Annotated in this window: 15 protein-coding genes, 1 tRNA gene and 1 pseudogene; 13 read left to right on the forward strand and 4 right to left on the reverse strand. The window is 50.1% G+C overall.

Annotated elements, in window-relative coordinates:
• The first annotated feature begins 2 nt into the window (after positions 1-2).
• From RQN30_RS06775 to RQN30_RS06805, 7 genes are all read left to right on the forward strand, one after another.
• Positions 3-779 (forward strand): TadA family conjugal transfer-associated ATPase, encoded by a 777-nt coding sequence (locus tag RQN30_RS06775; RefSeq protein ID WP_353061797.1) that lies wholly within the window; start codon positions 3-5, stop codon positions 777-779.
• Positions 779-1,504, forward strand: coding sequence for a hypothetical protein (locus RQN30_RS06780; protein WP_353059821.1), 726 nt, complete (start codon positions 779-781; stop codon positions 1,502-1,504). The genes RQN30_RS06775 and RQN30_RS06780 overlap by 1 nt, the downstream gene beginning before the upstream one ends.
• A gap of 297 nt (positions 1,505-1,801) precedes the next feature.
• Positions 1,802-2,293 (forward strand): hypothetical protein, encoded by a 492-nt coding sequence (locus tag RQN30_RS06785; RefSeq protein WP_353059822.1) that lies wholly within the window; start codon positions 1,802-1,804, stop codon positions 2,291-2,293.
• Positions 2,266-2,520, forward strand: coding sequence for a hypothetical protein (locus RQN30_RS06790; RefSeq protein WP_353059823.1), 255 nt, complete (start codon positions 2,266-2,268; stop codon positions 2,518-2,520). Before RQN30_RS06785 ends, RQN30_RS06790 begins: the two co-directional genes overlap by 28 nt.
• Positions 2,521-2,977: 457 nt before the next feature.
• On the forward strand, positions 2,978-3,208 hold the full coding sequence (locus tag RQN30_RS06795) for a DUF4244 domain-containing protein (RefSeq protein WP_353059824.1): 231 nt from the start codon (positions 2,978-2,980) through the stop codon (positions 3,206-3,208).
• Positions 3,209-3,468: 260 nt separating this feature from the next.
• Positions 3,469-3,834, forward strand: a complete 366-nt coding sequence (locus RQN30_RS06800; RefSeq protein ID WP_353059825.1) for a TadE/TadG family type IV pilus assembly protein — start codon at positions 3,469-3,471, stop codon at positions 3,832-3,834.
• A gap of 125 nt (positions 3,835-3,959) precedes the next feature.
• Entirely contained in the window at positions 3,960-4,301 is a 342-nt protein-coding gene (locus tag RQN30_RS06805) for a hypothetical protein (protein ID WP_353059826.1), read from the forward strand.
• Between the two features lie 108 nt (positions 4,302-4,409).
• Here the strand turns inward: RQN30_RS06805 and RQN30_RS06810 are convergent, their stop codons facing one another.
• Positions 4,410-6,938, reverse strand: coding sequence for a DEAD/DEAH box helicase (locus RQN30_RS06810; RefSeq protein ID WP_353059827.1), 2,529 nt, complete (start codon positions 6,936-6,938; stop codon positions 4,410-4,412).
• 245 nt (positions 6,939-7,183) lie between these two features.
• Here RQN30_RS06810 and topA point away from each other — a divergent pair.
• The 6 genes and pseudogenes from topA to RQN30_RS06840 all read left to right on the forward strand — a co-directional run bounded on the left by topA (position 7,184) and on the right by RQN30_RS06840 (position 14,735).
• Positions 7,184-10,017: pseudogene (topA, locus tag RQN30_RS06815) on the forward strand (type I DNA topoisomerase).
• 313 nt (positions 10,018-10,330) lie between these two features.
• Complete coding sequence (tmk, locus tag RQN30_RS06820; RefSeq protein ID WP_353059828.1) at positions 10,331-10,981, forward strand: dTMP kinase; 651 nt, start codon at positions 10,331-10,333, stop codon at positions 10,979-10,981.
• Positions 10,982-11,206: 225 nt separating this feature from the next.
• Positions 11,207-12,793, forward strand: a complete 1,587-nt coding sequence (locus tag RQN30_RS06825; protein ID WP_353059829.1) for a DNA polymerase III subunit delta' — start codon at positions 11,207-11,209, stop codon at positions 12,791-12,793.
• 143 nt (positions 12,794-12,936) lie between these two features.
• Entirely contained in the window at positions 12,937-13,257 is a 321-nt protein-coding gene (locus RQN30_RS06830; protein WP_353059830.1) for a hypothetical protein, read from the forward strand.
• Positions 13,258-13,283: 26 nt separating this feature from the next.
• Positions 13,284-14,528 (forward strand): alpha/beta hydrolase, encoded by a 1,245-nt coding sequence (locus tag RQN30_RS06835; protein WP_353061798.1) that lies wholly within the window; start codon positions 13,284-13,286, stop codon positions 14,526-14,528.
• A 131-nt stretch (positions 14,529-14,659) separates the two neighbouring features.
• Positions 14,660-14,735 (forward strand) — tRNA-Thr (locus RQN30_RS06840).
• 376 nt (positions 14,736-15,111) lie between these two features.
• On the opposite strand, the gene RQN30_RS06845 is transcribed toward RQN30_RS06840, so the two are convergent.
• From RQN30_RS06845 to RQN30_RS06855, 3 genes are all read right to left on the reverse strand, one after another.
• Positions 15,112-15,300 carry a helix-turn-helix domain-containing protein gene (locus RQN30_RS06845; protein ID WP_353059831.1) on the reverse strand — a complete coding sequence of 63 codons (189 nt, stop codon included), beginning with the start codon at positions 15,298-15,300 and terminating at the stop codon, positions 15,112-15,114.
• Positions 15,301-15,680: 380 nt separating this feature from the next.
• On the reverse strand, positions 15,681-16,049 hold the full coding sequence (locus tag RQN30_RS06850) for a hypothetical protein (protein WP_353059832.1): 369 nt from the start codon (positions 16,047-16,049) through the stop codon (positions 15,681-15,683).
• A 285-nt stretch (positions 16,050-16,334) separates the two neighbouring features.
• Complete coding sequence (locus tag RQN30_RS06855; protein ID WP_353059833.1) at positions 16,335-17,282, reverse strand: YcaO-like family protein; 948 nt, start codon at positions 17,280-17,282, stop codon at positions 16,335-16,337.
• Positions 17,283-17,589 lie beyond the last annotated feature (307 nt).

Genomic DNA, 17,589 nt, shown 5'->3' on the forward strand with positions numbered 1-17,589 from the left:
CACTGCGCACTCACCGCCGCAAATCCTTAACTCTTGAACAGCTCATTTCCGGAGGTTCCGTACATCCAAAATTTGCCGCGATTTTACAGGAATTTGTAGAGCAAAAAGCAAATGTGATTATTTCCGGCGCAACCGGAGCCGGTAAAACAACCTTTCTGAACGCAATGCTGCAGCTTGTTCCGCAAAATGAGCGAATCTTAGTAATTGAAGAATCTGCAGAACTTCGGCCGGCACATCCGCACGTAATTCACCTCCAAATCCGTCGTGCAAACGTCCAAGGAGCGGGCGAAGTATCGATGAGCGAATTAGTGCGTGCAGCAATGCGGATGCGGCCAGACCGAATCGTACTTGGCGAATGCCGCGGCAGCGAAGTGCGCGATGTACTTTCCGCACTGAACACTGGTCATGAAGGCGGTTGGGCAACAATCCACGCTAACTCGGCAGCAGACGTTCCAGCTCGGCTGATTGCGCTTGGCGCATTAGCCGGAATGCATGAAGAAGCTGTAGCAGCACAAGCTGTATCGGCGCTGGATGCCGTAGTGCATATTCGGCGCCGCGACGGAATCCGATACGTGAGCGAGATTGGGGTATTACAACGAGTTCACGGAGAATTACAGTGCCGTGAAGCTTGGCGGCTTGCTGATTCGGAAATTGGCGGGGGCACAAGTGAACGCAAAATTCCGGCACATCAGCAATTGCAAAAATCGTCTGTGCGAAACCTGCAGGTTTTGGAGCTGCCTGCAGCTGCGCAACTATCGTTGAAGTTTGGTGTTTCATAATGTTAATTGCACTGATTCCGGTATTCGCCGGCATTTTCATTTTGCAGTATCGTCCGCAGAGCAAATTTGCCTGCGGTAAACGCCGCAAAGAAAATCGCCGTATCTTTCACCGCATACGAAAAAATCAATCACGGCTGCACAGCTTTCGGGTACTCGATATTGGAATGTTGCTGACGGAAGTTTCTACACGTCTCAGGTCTGGGGCAATGCTTGAATCTGCATGGAATCAAACGCTGATCCGATACAAGCTGATTCATCAAATCTCTGATTCTGATGCAGAAAATAAGGATTTTTCCGCATTAAATAACCGAAAAACTCCGCATATACCGCAACAGATGCGCACTCGCCAGGTTCGAGTGCTTGATGACGACGGCGTACCGCTGGCATTGCGGAAAATCTGGCAGGCAAATCGGATTACCCGCATGCGGATGCGGATTCCAGAACATCTCGTGCAGGCACTGCCGGCAGCATTCGCTGTCTGCCGGCTCGGCTATTGCGCTGGAGCACCGATGGCGGAAGTACTTGATTCGTGCGCCCGCGGGGTAACCGAAGCAAACGAAGCGCGTGCTGCACGCAAAACTGCGCTTGCCGGTCCGATTGCTTCCGCGCGAATGTTAGCAGCACTGCCGATTATTGGAATCATTTTCGGCATGGCATTAGGAGCGAATGCAGTAGATTTTTGCTGTATTCTTTTGCCGGAAATATCTGCCTTTGGCTCGGGTTGATTTTTGAACTCAGCGGGATTGTGTATGTCCGACTTTTAGTTCTGCAAGCAATGCGCGATGAGCATTGAATACTGAGCAGCGAATACTCCGAGCAGTGTGTGCTGAGATCCGCACATTAAACATTGGGCGCTGCATATTAAACGCTGATTGCTGTGTAATAAGAGCTGAACGCGGCGCCCCGAAAAATAAGCACTGCCGGAAGCTGCACATTCTAACTGTGCACTCTAACTGCGCATTGCACACTGTACACCGCACAGAATTTAACGCGATAACCGAGAACACTACAGGATTAAGCCCATGCCAAACAGCCTTTTTACTCTTGCCGTAATCTTACTGACCGCGCTCCTCTTCGCACCGCCGATTACGTTAACATATCTTGATGAAATCCGGACACGTTTTTGGGAGACCCGATTTGGTCAGTTATTTCTCCCAAAACCAGAACGGGATTCAATTGAGCAGGTCACGATCCTGGATTTAATGGCAGCAGCATTAAACACCGGCATGGCTATTCCCGCTGCTCTCCGTGCGGTAGAAGTTAGTCTCGGTTCACCTCACAGAAACCGAAAAAATAAGCATGATTCGGGATACGGCAGGAACAAACTGGGATACAATGTTCAGAATAAATCTCAACCAAATATAAGGATCTCCCGCATACAGAATCTCCCAACGCAGGCTGCACGAGTCCGGAAAAACCGCGTCCCCAGCCGCGATTTAAACCAGGTAGCCGCAAGCTTACTAATGGGAGCAAGCTGGAGTGAAGCTTGGGAAGGTGTTTCAAAAAGAATCTGATTCTCTCCGAGATTCTCGCTCCGGCCTGGCAGGATGGCGCCGCACCAGTGCCGTTACTCGAACGCGCCTGCGCCACTCTCCGGTTAACACAGCAGAGCCGCGCAAATGCAGCTGCAGCACGGCTTGGCGCACGGCTCGTCGCTCCGCTTGCACTCTGCTTCTTACCGGCTTTCATGCTAATTGGGGTAGTACCAATTGTGGCAATCGCTGCACAGCAAATCTTTTAAGGTAAAACTTAATCCGGATTTTAGATTAAATTACTCATCCTGGGCAGATTTTTGCTGAAATCGGATTCAAATTTGCCTGACCGAATTTCAGATAACCGGCAGGAAAACAATTCGCCGTCGGGAAGAAACGGCAATTCCGGCGCTCCTTAAATCCGATGAGCAGCAAAAACACAAAGTCCAGTAAGACATATTAATCCGAGGAGCGAGTTTTGCCGCCGCTTTCTGAAAAGTACCGCAGCTAAACCGAATCTTCATGCACACAAAATAGCATTTTGCGAAAGCAGAGTTTACCCACAAGAGCAAAAAATGCACATCCTATCCACAGCAAGACAATTGATTCAGCCGGAGAGTTGCAATTTGCGGGATTCTTGTTTTGTCATCACCGATGACAGCCGAAAATCGGCAAGAAACAAAGAAACAGAACTCAGCAAATGAGTCGGAAAGAAGGAGAAAAACTATGTCTATTCGCAAGTTCCGCAGCTTCGCCCGCCGGCTGCAAGTGAAACCGCAAACCACCAGCAATATGCCTGGAAATCGATTTGAACACGGCATGGTCACCGCAGAATATGCGCTCGGGACCGTTGCCACCACTGGAATTGCCGGAATTATCATCTGGCTTTCGCAACAAGAATGGTTACGTGATTTAATTGCCAACATCTTCAAGCAGCTGCTTTCAAGCTTCCTCTAAGCAGCGTATCCGTCGGAGCGGGTAGATAAATCTTATTCAAAGATAACTCGGCTGCGAGTTTCGTCAGACATGCTCCCTATCGGCGTGCGCTAACGAGCTCGCAGCAGCTCCAACTTTCATCATCAGCAAAGTCAAAATCGATTTTTTCAACTATCATCTGCCTATCATCTGCGCAAACTAAAACTAAAAATCAACACCGTAAACAGAAACTGCACAATACCCAGAATTCAAAACCAGTAAAAGCCAAGAAAAGAAATGAGATGTTTGCAATGAAGCAAGGATTAATCCGAAATCTACGCGAAGCAGGAATGGTGACGATGGAATTCGCACTCACAATCCCTTTCCTCATCGCCGTAGTACTGTTTGCAATCAGCGCCGTCATCCAAACCTCAAATAATGCTTTAGTTAGCGACGGTGCACGCGAAGCTGCTCGCGCCTACTCACTTGGGCAGCCGGAGAAGGAAGCAATCAAAATTGCAAAGAAAATCGCTGGCGAGAACACCGAAGTGAAAATAACTCAGCACGGCGAAACAGCAAAAGTAGAAGTAACAAAAGCGGGAACTGGCGTATTTGCGCTGGTTAACTACGATTTTTCCGCAACACATTCGGTGGTGCTTGAGCCATGAACAAGCGAAATAAAGCCGAAAAATTAAATTTGCACATATTTTATCCGCCATCCCGGAAACAATTTTCCTGGAGAGTACTCCGCCGGAAATCAGAAACTCGAAACTGCAGCCGATTCGAACCGGGAATGGCAACAATATCCGTCGCTGCAGCAATGATTACCGTAGCTCTGCTTGCATTGATTACCGTCCAATATCTAAATTTACCGAACCAGATTTCACGAACCCAGAACTATGCTGATTTAGCAGCTATTTCCGCTGCGCAGCTAATCCAAAACGGAACTGAAATGAAAAAGATCTGCAAACATGTTGGCACCCAAGTATCGCAAGATTCTGCCGGGAAAGTATATGTGAAAGAATGCGGGATTGAAGGTGAAAACGTGCGGATTAAAGTAAAATACGCAAAAATTCTTTCATTCCTGGAACATGAAATTACTGCCGAGGCACGAGCCGGCCCCGCATCCGGATAAACAGAAACACGACGGGCAAACATAATACTCATCCAAACCGGCCGGCCTCACATCCGGATAAACAGAAATCTAATTTTATAACGAAAATTAAAACGTTTTCATGGAATGCTAAAGCTCAGCCGATTCGATTTGCGTGAGTAAAATTTCAAGCAAACGCTTCGCCGCAGATTTCGAAAGCGGTTCATTATTATTTCCGCATTTCGGAGACTGGACACATCGCGGACATCCGCGTTGGCAAGAGCATTTACCGAGCACATCGAGAGCAGCCCGCACCCAATCCGGAAAAACTGTAAAACCGTGCAGCGCACATCCTGAACCGCCTGGAGCAGAATCATGAATAATCACCGTCGGAGCGCCAGTGTCTGGATGCAATATTGCGGAGAGCCCGCCCAAATCCCAGCGGTCGCAAACAGCAAAAAGCGGCAGCAAACCAATCAAAGTGTGCTCAGCAGCATGCAAAGCTCCCGGCAGTTCGGCAGTCGACACTCCGCTTTCACTGAGGAGTTTTGCGTCAAGAGAAAACCATGTGCCTCCCGTCGAAAATTCCCGAATCGGCATTTCGAGCGGCACGTATCCAAGATACATTCCATCACGGAAACGCCGCACATCATAGCCAACAACCTGGTTTTCCACACGCACAGCTCCGGTGCGCAGAATTCCGTTTGCGAAAATCTGCTGCGCATCGATGCGTTCAATCCGTACCGCAGTGCGCTCGCGGGCATAGGTCCGGATTTCTTCCTCACGATGCGGATGCACAAGCGCCGCATCCGGCTCAAGCATATCTACTTTGAACGGTTTGCCTTGATGCAGATAGATTGCACCCGGATAAACAGTAGTATCTGCTTGCCCTTGGGAGACGGTTCCAAGTAAAACGCCCGATTCATGATCAATAATTGAGAGGGTGTTCGCTTCTCCGCGGATATCCGCCAGATCATGTGCACGAACTTTCAATGAAGTATTCCAATACCAGCCTTTTGGACGCTGTTTCAGCAAATCCTGACTTGCGAGCTGCTGAAACAGTTTCGTATTTTCCAAGTCAAAAACAAAAATATCCTGTTCGGTAAGCGGAAGTTCAGCCGCGGCAGCACAAAGATGAGAAGGGAGAATCCATGGATTATGCGGATCGAATACGTTGGTTTCCGCCGGGGTTTGGATAAGCAGCTGCGGATTTTCAAGAATATACTGATCCAGCGGGTTATCGCGTCCGATAAATACAGCAACACCGTTTGCCCCAGACCGTCCGGACCGCCCAATCTGCTGCTGAAATGAAGCATTCGTACCCGGCCAGCCGGTAACCACCACTGCGTCAAGACCAGAAATATCAATCCCTAACTCTAACGCAGAAGTAGTTGCTAACCCGCGAATATCTCCATCACGCAGCCCAGCTTCAAGCGCGCGCCGTTCCTCAGGCAAATATCCGCCGCGGTAAGCGCCGACGGCTCCGGCTAAATGCGAAGCTCCCTGATTGAGATGCTGCCGTGCGATCTCCGCTACTCGTTCGGCAGCTGCACGCGAACGGACAAAAGTAAGTATTTGCGCGCCGGCAGTCACAAGCTCGGCGGTGAGTTCTCCGGCTTCACTCACCGCTGAGCGGCGTTTCGGATCTTCTGCTGCTGAATCGGGATTCTGCTTCCCAAGAGTTTCTGAATTATCACCGCCGCCAGCGGCAGCATAAACTTCGATTCCATCGGAGCTTTCCAGAGCGGCAATACTGCCAAGAGCTTCGGCTTCCGGATCTGCAAAATCAATCTCCCATTGTGATTTTGCAGCTTGGGCGCTCTCAGACACCTCTGGAATCTCACGGCGAAGTATTGTGAAAATATCACGCCGCCCGCGCGGAGAGCCGTCTTCACTCACCCCAAAGACTTTCCCGAAACCACCGCCGAGAAAACGCTGTGCGGTATCTTCCGGATTTGGGGAAGTTGCAGAAAGAAATACAACTTTCGGTACCGCACCATAATGGTGTGCTAAACGTAAGAGTCTGCGGAGGATTAGTGAAACATTCGATCCGAAGTTTCCCCGATAATGATGAAACTCGTCGACCACAATCACTGAAAGTGAACGTAAAAATCGGGCCCACTGCTCATGATTTGAAAGGAGTGCATAATGCACAAAATCTGGATTTGAAAAGATAATATCAGCGTAATCACGTCCCCATGCACGCAGCACAGAATCAGTATCTCCATCGACGGCAGCAAACAACGGCAAGTTTGCCCGCTGCTGTGTAACCGCAAATATTTGTTCACAAATCCGTGTGAGCACATTTTCCTGGTCTTTACTCAACGCTTTTGTCGGGGCAAGATAAAGTGTACTCGGGCGGCGGTTAATATTTTTTAACGAAGTTCTTTCATGAGAAAAACGGAAAAGTTCACTGATTACCGGCAGCCATACGGCAAGCGACTTCCCCGATCCGGTACCGGTAGCCAATACTGCATGCTGCCCCAGCTGTAAAAGTTCGCCAATAAGTACCTGGTGGGTCCACGGCTTTTCGATTCCTTCGGATTGCAATGCGTGCCGAATTTCCGGCGGCACCCATTCCGGCCAGTTTGCATGGCTCCCGGACCGTGCTTCAACTACGATATGTCCAGTAATCTGCCTGGCAGCATATCGATGAATCAAATCCGCTAAATCGACCATTATTGACCTTACTGGGAGTTGCAAATACAGCAATTGCAGCTATCCGTTTTCAAAACTGCGCGAAAACGGGTATGTTTGCTTTTCGAGAAACACCTTTATATTAATAAGGTATAGGTATATTCCATATAACTTCATGAGATGTAATGAAAAAACCGAATAAAATCACGCTTTCCCAGCTCAGGAAAGCAATAACATCAACCCAAGAGTATTAAAACCGTAAATATCGAAGAAACAAGGAAAACAACGTGAGTAAGTTAGTGATAGTGGAGTCCCCTGCGAAGGCTCGCACAATCTCAAATTACCTGGGAAAAGAGTACAAGGTTGAAGCGAGTATTGGGCATATTCGCGATTTGCCGAAACCTTCAGATCTCCCTGCCGAGATGAAAAAGGGGCCGTTCGGAAAGTTTGCCGTCAATATTGAAGACGGTTTCGAACCTTACTACGTGGTTTCGCCGGATAAGAAAAAGAAAGTCACTGAACTGAAAGCACTTCTGAAAGAAGCTGACACACTTTTCTTAGCAACTGATGAGGACCGCGAGGGGAAGCTATTGCCTGGCACCTTCTCGCGGCTTTAAAACCAAAAGTTCCAGTAAAGCGGATGGTTTTCCATGAAATCACGAAAGAAGCAATCAGCAGGGCATTAGAAAATACTCGTGAACTTGACACACAGCTGGTGGATGCGCAAGAATCCCGCAGAATTCTTGACCGGCTCTTTGGGTATGAAGTATCTCCCGTACTTTGGCGAAAAATTGCACCATCGCTTTCAGCAGGGCGCGTACAGTCAGTTACCACCCGTCTCGTGGTAGAACGCGAGCGCGAGCGCATGGCTTTCGTATCCGCAAACTACTGGGATGTGACAGCTAACTTCAGGAAAGACGATACCGACTTTGCTGCGAAGCTAACGGCATTGAGCGACGGTGCTGCAGCCGGGAAGATTTTGCGTATCGCCGTCGGAAAAGACTTTGATGATACCGGAAAATTGAACGAAAAGGCCGCGAACGGCAGCATAGTTGTTCTTGACCGGGAACTTGCCCAAGCTATTGCCGGCGCATTATCCGGCGCTGCCGCAAGAGTCACTTCCGTGGAGACTAAACCTTATCGCCGCCGTCCGGCGACACCGTTTACCACATCTACACTCCAGCAGGAAGCTTCACGCAAGCTGCGGATGAGCTCACGTGACACAATGCGTGTGGCGCAAAGTCTGTACGAAAACGGGTACATCACATATATGCGTACCGATTCGGTAAACCTTTCGACGCAGGCAATTGCGGCTGCCCGTACGCAGATTAAAGAACTCTACGGAGCAGATTATCTGCCGAATAAACCGCGGGTTTATACCACTAAATCTAAAGGGGCGCAGGAAGCGCACGAAGCTATTCGCCCTGCAGGAGACCATTTCCGCACTCCGCAGGAAGTAAAAGGACTGCTGAATCCGCGCGAGTTTGATCTTTACGAGCTGATTTGGAAGCGTACCGTCGCTTCACAGATGGAAGACGCTATCGGCGTAACGGCGTCAGTGAAAATTTCGGCCGATATTTCGGCTGCTGATATTTCGGCCGACTTACATGAAAACACCGCCGGATCTGCGTTGCGAAATGCGATTTTCGCAGCTTCCGGTACGGTAATTACTTTCCCAGGTTTCCTTGCCGCATATGAAGAAGGCAAAGATGTGAAACGTTATGAGGAGAAAGCAGAATCGCGTCTGCCGCAGCTAACACCGGAAGAAGAGATTACTGCGACGGCAGGTGAAGCTGAAGGGCATGAAACTGCGCCTCCGCCGCGTTATACTGAAGCTTCGCTTGTGAAGACGCTCGAAGAACGCGGGATTGGCCGGCCTTCGACTTACGCTTCAACGATTTCGACAATTACTGACCGCGGATATGTGAATCGCAGAGGGCAGGCACTCGTACCCACTTGGCTGGCTTTCTCTGTGGTGCGGCTGCTTGAAGAAAATCTTCCCGAACTTGTAGATTATGACTTCACTGCAGATATGGAACATGATTTAGATCGGGTGGCAGCCGGAGAGTTAGATCGTGAATCTTATCTGCGCGGATTCTATTTCGGGGCGAATGCCGACGGAGAAGTCGTTGGCGCGGGGCTGGCAAAACAGGTTGAAAATTTGGGAGATATCGACGCCCGCGCCTTAAATACCATCAAAATCGGCGCCGGTATCGCCGTCCGCAATGGCCGGTACGGGCCGTACCTTTCCGAAACAACAGCTGACGGGAGTGAGGGGCGGCGCGCATCGCTTCCCGAAGATATCGCTCCAGATGAGCTGACTGCGGAGAAAGCTGCAGAGATTCTCAGCTCTGCAGCACAAGAAGATCGGATTCTCGGTAAAGATCCGGCAACCGGATATGATCTTGCGGTGAAAGACGGACGTTTCGGACCTTATATTTCTGAAGTGCTTCCGGATGACGCGGTGCAGCTTACCCCAACGGGAAAGATTTCCAAGACGAAACCGAAACCGCGCACAGCTTCCCTTTTCAAGAATATGAGTATACAAACTGTGACGCTGGAAGAGGCGCTAAAACTGCTTGCCCTGCCGCGGGAAGTCGGCGAGTCTGAAGGTGAGATGATTACCGCGCAAAATGGCCGTTACGGCCCGTATCTGAAACGAGGTTCTGACTCGCGTTCACTCGAAACTGAAGCGCAGATTTTTGAAATCACTCTTGAACAGGCTGAAGAAATATTCAAACAGCCGAAGCAGCGCGGGAGAGCAGCTGCGAAACCGCCGCTTGCCGAATTCGGGGTTGACCCGGTTTCTGAAAAACTGATTGTTTTGAAAGACGGCAGATTTGGCCCATACGTGACCGACGGAATCACGAATGCTTCCGTGCCGCGTGCGGATGATATAAATCAGCTTACTGCTGAGCGGGCACAGGAATTGCTTGCTGCCCGGCGGATGAAACTCGCGGCACAGGGCGGACCGAAAAAACGCAGTACCGCCAAACGCACGGCAAAAGCAGGTACGCGAAAGAAAACGGCAGCTAAAACGGCAGCTAAAACAACGAAGCAGCCGAAGAATTCGAAGAAGCCGAAGAATTCGAAGAAGCCAGCTGCGAAGAAATCTGATTAAGGTTCTGATTAAAACGAATCTGATTAAGGTTGCTGCGAAAAAGCCGGCCGGCACGAAAAATCTATCGCATAACCTGCTCTTAAAGGAGTTAAGAACTTGTTGTGAGTAAGGAACTTATTAAGTTAAGAACTTACCGCGTTAAAGGCTTACCGAGTTGAGGAGCGCGGAGTAATGCAAAAGCGGATAAATGTACCGCACAAAAGAATCGTGCCGGATGGCAAAATATTTTGCATACAGATTCAGAAATTGAATTAAACTGCAGATTTCAGTACAGATTTCAGTAACAAATACTAAATATTAGATGCGGCAATAATTGACGGGATACAAGATGGCGGGATTGTTCATTTCTTTCGAAGGCGGCGACGGCGCCGGAAAATCTACGCAAGTGCGCGCACTTGCCCAATGGATTGCAGCGCAAGGCTTCGCCGTCACCACTACCCGCGAACCGGGCGGCACCGAACTCGGCGCGCAAATCCGGAAAATGCTCCTCCACGGAGGAGCCGTCTCTGCGCGCGCCGAGGCGCTGCTCTACGCAGCCGACCGCGCCCACCACATCGCCGCAAAAGTCCGGCCGGCTCTTGGGCGCGGCGGCGTGGTGATTTCTGACCGCTACCTTGATTCTTCCGTGGCATATCAGGGTGCCGCCCGCTCTCTGCCGAAAGAGCAAGTGCGCGCACTTTCGCTCTGGGCAGTGGAAGATCTTCTTCCAGACATCACCATCCTGCTGGATGTGCCAGCGGAGCACGGAAAGCGGCGTGTGGGTGAAAATCAAGATCGTCTCGAAGCTGAAGGATTGCAGTTTCATCAGCGCGTCCGGGAAGAATTCCTGAATCTTGCTGCGGAAAATCCGCAGCGGATTAAAGTAATTGACGGCAGTTTGAGTATTACAGAAATTTCGCTGCAGATTCAGGAACTCACCGCGCCTTTTCTGGCAGCCCTGAAACTTCAAACACCGAAAACTTAACGCACCTAAAACTTTAAGCAAAAGCGTAAAGTTTGCAAAAACTAAGCAAACTATCAAATACTGCAGCGAACACATTATCAACTGCATTTGATCGGAGCAGCACAATGAGCAAAACCCGCCTCTGGAACACACCCCTTTGCCATATCCTCCCCCGTAATATCTGCCCCGGCAATACCTCCCTTGCCGTATCCGCCGGAACTCCGCATGAGAATTGGAGTTAGTACTATGAATGAGAATGTTTTTTCCGAACTGGTCGGTCAGGAAACGGCGATCGCCGAAATTCAGCGTGCAGCACATGCCGCACGGCTCATCACCCATCCGCAGTCTGCAAACGCTGCGAATCTGAAAAATACGCCGAATCTGAAAAATAGCGCAACCGAAGATAATACCAGCACCGGCGTTAAACCTGAGACTGAAACCAGAACCAACACTGAAACCAACATTAACGCCGCAACCGCAGCAGCAGCCGAAACCGCAACCGAACCTGAGTATAAATTCAACACTGAAACTAATACCGACGCCAACCATTCAACTGCAGAAAATACCGTATCGTCCAAGATTACGGCTGCCGCAATGAGCCATGCCTGGCTGATTACCGGTCCGCCCGGATCCGGGCGTTCTCTGGCTGCGCGGGCTTTCGCAGCAGCACTCGAATGCACATCCGCCGCGGCTCCCGGCTGCGGGCAATGCAGCGCCTGTAAAGCCGTAATGGCCGGCAATCACCCCGATGTGGAGATTAAGTCAACGCAAACCGTAACCATTAGTGCGCAGGAAGTACGAAACCTGGTAGCACAGGCATATCTTGCTCCGTCGTCCGGAAATTGGCGGATTTTTATTATTGAAGATGCCGACAGAATGCTTTCACGCACAACCAATGTGCTGCTGAAAGCAATCGAAGAACCAGCCGAGCATACCGTTTGGATACTTTGCACTACCGCACCTGCTGACGTGCTGCCAACGATTCGTTCACGCTGCCGAAATATAAATCTTACAACACCCAGTCCGGAATCCGTCGCAAAACTTCTCGAAATTCGCGATGGAGCAAACCCGAAAGAAGCTCTTATTGCAGCACAAGCCGCGCAATCCCATATCGGCGTTGCCCGCGCATTAATCAACGATCCGCATGCAAAAGCATTACGCCAGCGCACTCTCGAAGCTCTCGTCTCGATTCACGGAGTTGGAGATGCGGTAATTGCAGCGAAAGCACTAACGGATGCGAACTATATGTTTACACCCGTCGAAGCTAATAAAACCGAAACTAATAAAACCGGAACCGGTATTCACACCGGCGCTGCCGACGATGCCGCCAATACCAGCGCCGATATCAGCGCTCCCGGAAAATCCGCTGCCCCTGCGCAAAACACTGCACAAAATCCGAAAAAATCGAAAGCTGCCTCGAAAGAGAGCGAAGTAGAAGCTGGCGAAAAAGCACGTATTGCGAAAATGGAAGCACTCGGGCTTGATCCAAACGGAAAAATTCCCGCGGCTCTGCGTGCACAGATTAACGAATCCGCTGACGAAGAAAAACGCCGCAAGACTCGTGCCCAACACGATATGATTGACCGCGAATTAATTTATCTCACCGGTTATTTCCGCGATGTGCTAATGATCCAAACAGGTGCAGGAACCGCATTAATCAACCCCGATTTCCGCAATTCAATTGAACAGCGAGCCGGAGAAACAAAAGCAGTCCAAACACTGAAAGTACTCGCTGCGATTACCGAAGCCCGCTCCCGGCTTGCAGCAAATGTGACGCCGCAGCTGCTGCTGGAATCCGTGCTGATAGAAACGCACCTTTATCTACAAACATAGGTTTACTCACAAGCATCGGCAGGAAAAGAAAATATCAGTGTAAAAGCTAACCGCAGATAATAGAATTAAGATTCAGCAGAAAAGCAAAACTAACATCCGGCAGAAATATAAATAGAGAAATATAAATAAATAGAAATATAAACATGAAGAAGTTATCACAAACTAAACGTCTTACCCGCAATCTTGCACAAGCTGTGCTTGCTGCCGGGCTTATTTGCATTTCACTCAGCGCATGTACTCCCAGTACCGATACTTCCAACAATACGGCTAACACGGAAAGCGAACTCGCCGTCGGCGCGCCGAAAGCAATTTCCGCCGCAATGCCTGCCGTACCGAAAGATCTCGAAACTTTCTATACTCAAACCGCGAACTGGGAAGAATGTAAAAAGGCGCACAGTGTACAAAAATTAAAGTCCCGCTCGACTATCAGAATCCAGCCAAAAAATCGATTGAAATTGCGTTAAAGAAACATCCCGCTGAACACAAACCAATCGGCACGCTCCTCGTTAATCCCGGCGGTCCCGGCGGGTCTGGTCTGGAAATGATTGATGCGGCAAAATATTATTTTCCAAAGCCGATTTTAGAAAACTTCGACATTATCGGTTTTGATCCGCGCGGCGTAGGCGAATCCACCCCGATTAACTGCCTTGACGACGCTGAACTCGCACGAATGCTTGAAGCTTCCTACCCGGACACGGCTGAGGGAGATGCAAAATCACAAGAAAATACTAAGAAAATCGCCGACGGCTGCAACGCCGAATCAGGTGAGCTGCTGCCGTACGTCGGGACCGAGAACGCGGCACGGGATATGGATGTGATTCGCCATCTTGCCGGAGATCCGAAACTCTATTATCTCGGATATTCTTACGGCACGTCGCTCGGCGGAATGTATGCGGAGCTTTTCCCGAAAAATACGGGAAGAATGGTTCTCGACGGAGCCGTATCATCAAAGGCTTCCAATTTTGAGCAAAGTCTTGCACAGATGAAAGGTTTCGAAAAATCTTTAGACGCATATCTGAAAAATTGCATCAATAAAAATAAAAAGTGTCCGTTCAAGGGAAGTCTCGACGAAGCCCGCAAACAGATTTCCTACATCTTGAAACAAACTCTTGCACAACCTGTTGCACAGCCGGATACCAACCGTGAGCTGACGCAGGCAGGTCTGATTTATGGAATTGTGACGGCGCTTTATGACGACGAGACCTGGCCGATACTTACGCAGGCGTTCACTTTACTTTCAAATAAACAGGATCCTTCAATCTTCTTAGCGCTCTTTGATTCTTATATTGGACGCAGCAAAGATAAATTCATCAATAATACGATGGAAGCAAATTGGGCGATTAACTGCGCCGATTATCGGGTAGATGGCGACGAAGCCCAGTGGAAGACGCAGAGTGATCAAATGGCGAAAGAATCACCAATATTCGGAGCCACTATGAAATATTCTGACGCGCTCTGTGCAGCCTGGGCATATCAGCCGGAAAGAAAGATTGGCCCGTTCATTGCTGCCGGATCAGCGCCAATCGTTGTTGTCGGAACGACGGGCGACCCGGCAACTCCTTATGAATGGGCGAAAGATTTTGCGCAAACACTCGATAACGGGCATCTCGTAACTTGGGAAGGTGAAGGGCATACGGCATATGGTCATTCAACCGATTGCGTAAACGACGCAATTAACGCCTACCTGTTAAACGGAGCTGTACCGCAGGAAAATCTTATTTGCCCGGCAAAATGACGGATAGTTGTGACGACTTTCGCGCTTAATCATTTGATATTCAAGCGCATTATCCGATACATTTATGAAGTTGGCTATCTTTCCGCAGTTGCTGATTTTTCTTTACACTGAATTGAAAGCTGCTAACATGCGCCGCCTTAGCTCAGTCGGCAGAGCGTCTCACTCGTAATGAGAAGGTCGTGGGTTCGATTCCCACAGGCGGCTCCATGTGATGTCCCGCGACATAGGTCCGCCTGTGTCGCGGGATTTTCTTTGTTTTTGCGCTGGGGTGTCTCGCGTCATGTGTCCGTTTTTGAGGGTTGTTTTGTTTGGTAGTTGCGGGTCGGGTCGATGGTGAATTCGGCGAGGATTTCTCCGGGTCCGTGTGTGATGATGGTGAGGTGTGGGCCTTTGATGAGTGCGATGACTGGTGTGTTTTTGTGTGCTCGTCCGATGCCTAGGTGGCGGATTTTTCCTGCGTAGCGGATGGTGATTTTTCCGGTTGCGTCGATGATGTCGTAGCGGATGCGCCATTGTTCGTTGTTTATGGTCAGTGTTGGGCTGTCCTTTGGTTGAGCGTTGTAGACCTGTGCGGGTGTTTTGTTTATGAAGCGAACAAAACCCAGTACGCTTCAGATTGGGGCTCAAGCGCTTTGAGTCCTCCTTGGCGGTAACGCGCCATGATGCGTCGGATTTGCCGGTCGCTGACATTGAAACGTAATGCGGCTTGCGTGGTGGTCAATGAACCTTGTGAGATAGCTAAAGCGATAGCTCTATTTCGTGAGTAAGACATGCTTCATGATCATCCTTGGCGGACATATCACGTGAGACATAAACGGACATATCACGTGAGACATAAACGGACACATGTCATGAAACCACACACCGCAGGCGGCTCCATGCGCCGACGTGACTGGAACTGTGAGTTTCCAATCCAAATGCATGTGACGGCCCTCGCGGTTCGAGCGAATCTACTGTTGCCGGCGCTAGGCACGCACAGCTCGGCTCCCCATCTATCGAGTATGAGGTGCCTATGTATGACTAAGGCAGGATGGAGACATCACCAGTTTCATCGCACTCGAGCGCAATTCCACATCCTCACCGCATGGATACAAGCTACGATGGCCATGATAGTAGCAAGAACTACCAACCCAGACTCAAAAGCATCTACACTTAATGTGGTTCTTTTTCAAGTAGCGCGCTCACCGATGAAGAGAAGATTTTCCCTTGCTGCGCCATCACGGACAAAGCTATAGAAGGAACAAACGCTGCAATGCAGTGAACGATAATCAAGATTCTTGAGCCAGCCCCACTCGCCTGCTCCAATATAGCCACAACAACCCACACTGCCAGCACCGGAAGCATTACCAGAACCACATTAGAGTCTAGAACTGACCATCGAGATTCTCCCCATCCGATGAATCGGTCAAGACTGAGTGCTAAAGCAATACTTGAGGCAGCTATCATCGAACCGAAAAATTCATCGCGCTCACTCGATTGGGGCGAGCTTGCTGAAAGGAAATGTTCATCGCCGACCTCCAAATGACCCGACTTGCTCAGCATTACGAAGCATCTCGAGCTCTGCTCGCACCTTCTCGCAACGGCACTCTCCCTGTGAGCAGAACGCCTCATCTCGAAGCGAGGGAAGTTGAAGCACCTTATTGCAGAAGAGCTCGACCAGCATTCGCAGTTCGCGCGGGCCAGCATCTCCAACATTCGTGATTACCATCCTCATCGCCCGTATCACACCGGGGTCGTAGGACGGGTGAGATGCATAGCCCTGAGCCAAGTCTTGCATCGCTACCCGGTCACCCTTAAGAGTAGCGCTTAAGAAAGCCAGGACTCGAGGTGTGACAACACGGTAACGAGAGTATGCCGGCAAGGCATGCGGCAACATGGGAAGGAGCGAAACCATATCATGCTCGCAGTTCCGCTCGACGAAATCCAGAATTGAGTCCACTTCGTTGGACGGAAGAGACCCGAAGTCAGGAGGCGCTTGCGCACCCAGTCAAGCTCACACCTCCATCGTATTTTGTCATGCCCGTTTAGGTTCAGTTCGCTGACGCTCGGGACTAGATAGCGAACCACATACCCCGGGTCAGTCAAGTAGACCCGCTTGAGAACATCGCCACCGATGCATCCTAGAATCGACTGCATGTATTGAACAGCTTCATCATTACTTTTCAGGTATAGCGGCCATGTTGAGGAGGGGTCTACCCCAACTTGAACTAAATACTCCGGTGGGTAATAGCCGTCCCCATTGTGAAGAATTGAGTCGAGGTTACGGTCTTGCCAGTAGACTTCCTCAACGTACGCACGTTCTCGCAAGAAACTGAGATCATCAGTGGGACGCCCCTGGAAGAGTTCTGTCAGGCACCGCTCCGTGGCCACGGATGGGTCGAAATGGGATCCAAACTTCACGAAATACCGACCACTCACCGGGTCCTCCAGCAGCGTTGAAATCACAGGCAATCCATAACCCAAGGATGCGTCACGAATGCGAATGACCAAACCAAGCCGCTCCTCAAGTTCCTCGATGACCAGTCTTAGACGTGGATCTAGAGCTTGGCGCGGGAATTCAGGGAGGGCAAGCCGTTCTGTAATCACGATGCGGTTCGCAAAACGCTCGCACAACTCTGCCAGAGCTTGCTGATCCGCCTCAGATTCATCGTTGCCATATGCCATACCATTGGTGCCAATCAGCACGTCGGCCAGACTAACAGGGACCAGACGTTCTTCACCAGTCTGAACCGAAGTGAACGTCTCGCACCGCACGCCGCTCGTGTCCAACGGAAAAAGGTCGACTGAGTTGCCAGCGCCTCCTCGTAATCGAACGTGTCACATCCAAAGTGTCGGTGCACATGATTCGATGTGAAAGATTCGCTAGATAATAAGACGCAATCAGATACGAGCGCCGGTGAGACATCTGTGCGCTCATCCACGAAGCGGAACCGATGCAGGGCACGGCTCGCTATTCTCTCCATGAGCTCTCCATAAGCGCTGGCCCAGCAGTAATCTTCCGAACCTCCTTTGCCATTAACGAAGAGATAACCCCCGCCTAGCGTTAAGGTCGACGCGACAC

Origin of the sequence: Arcanobacterium hippocoleae (assembly GCF_040360365.1) — a bacterium.
Taxonomy (GTDB): Bacteria; Actinomycetota; Actinomycetes; order Actinomycetales; family Actinomycetaceae; genus Arcanobacterium_A; species Arcanobacterium_A hippocoleae_A.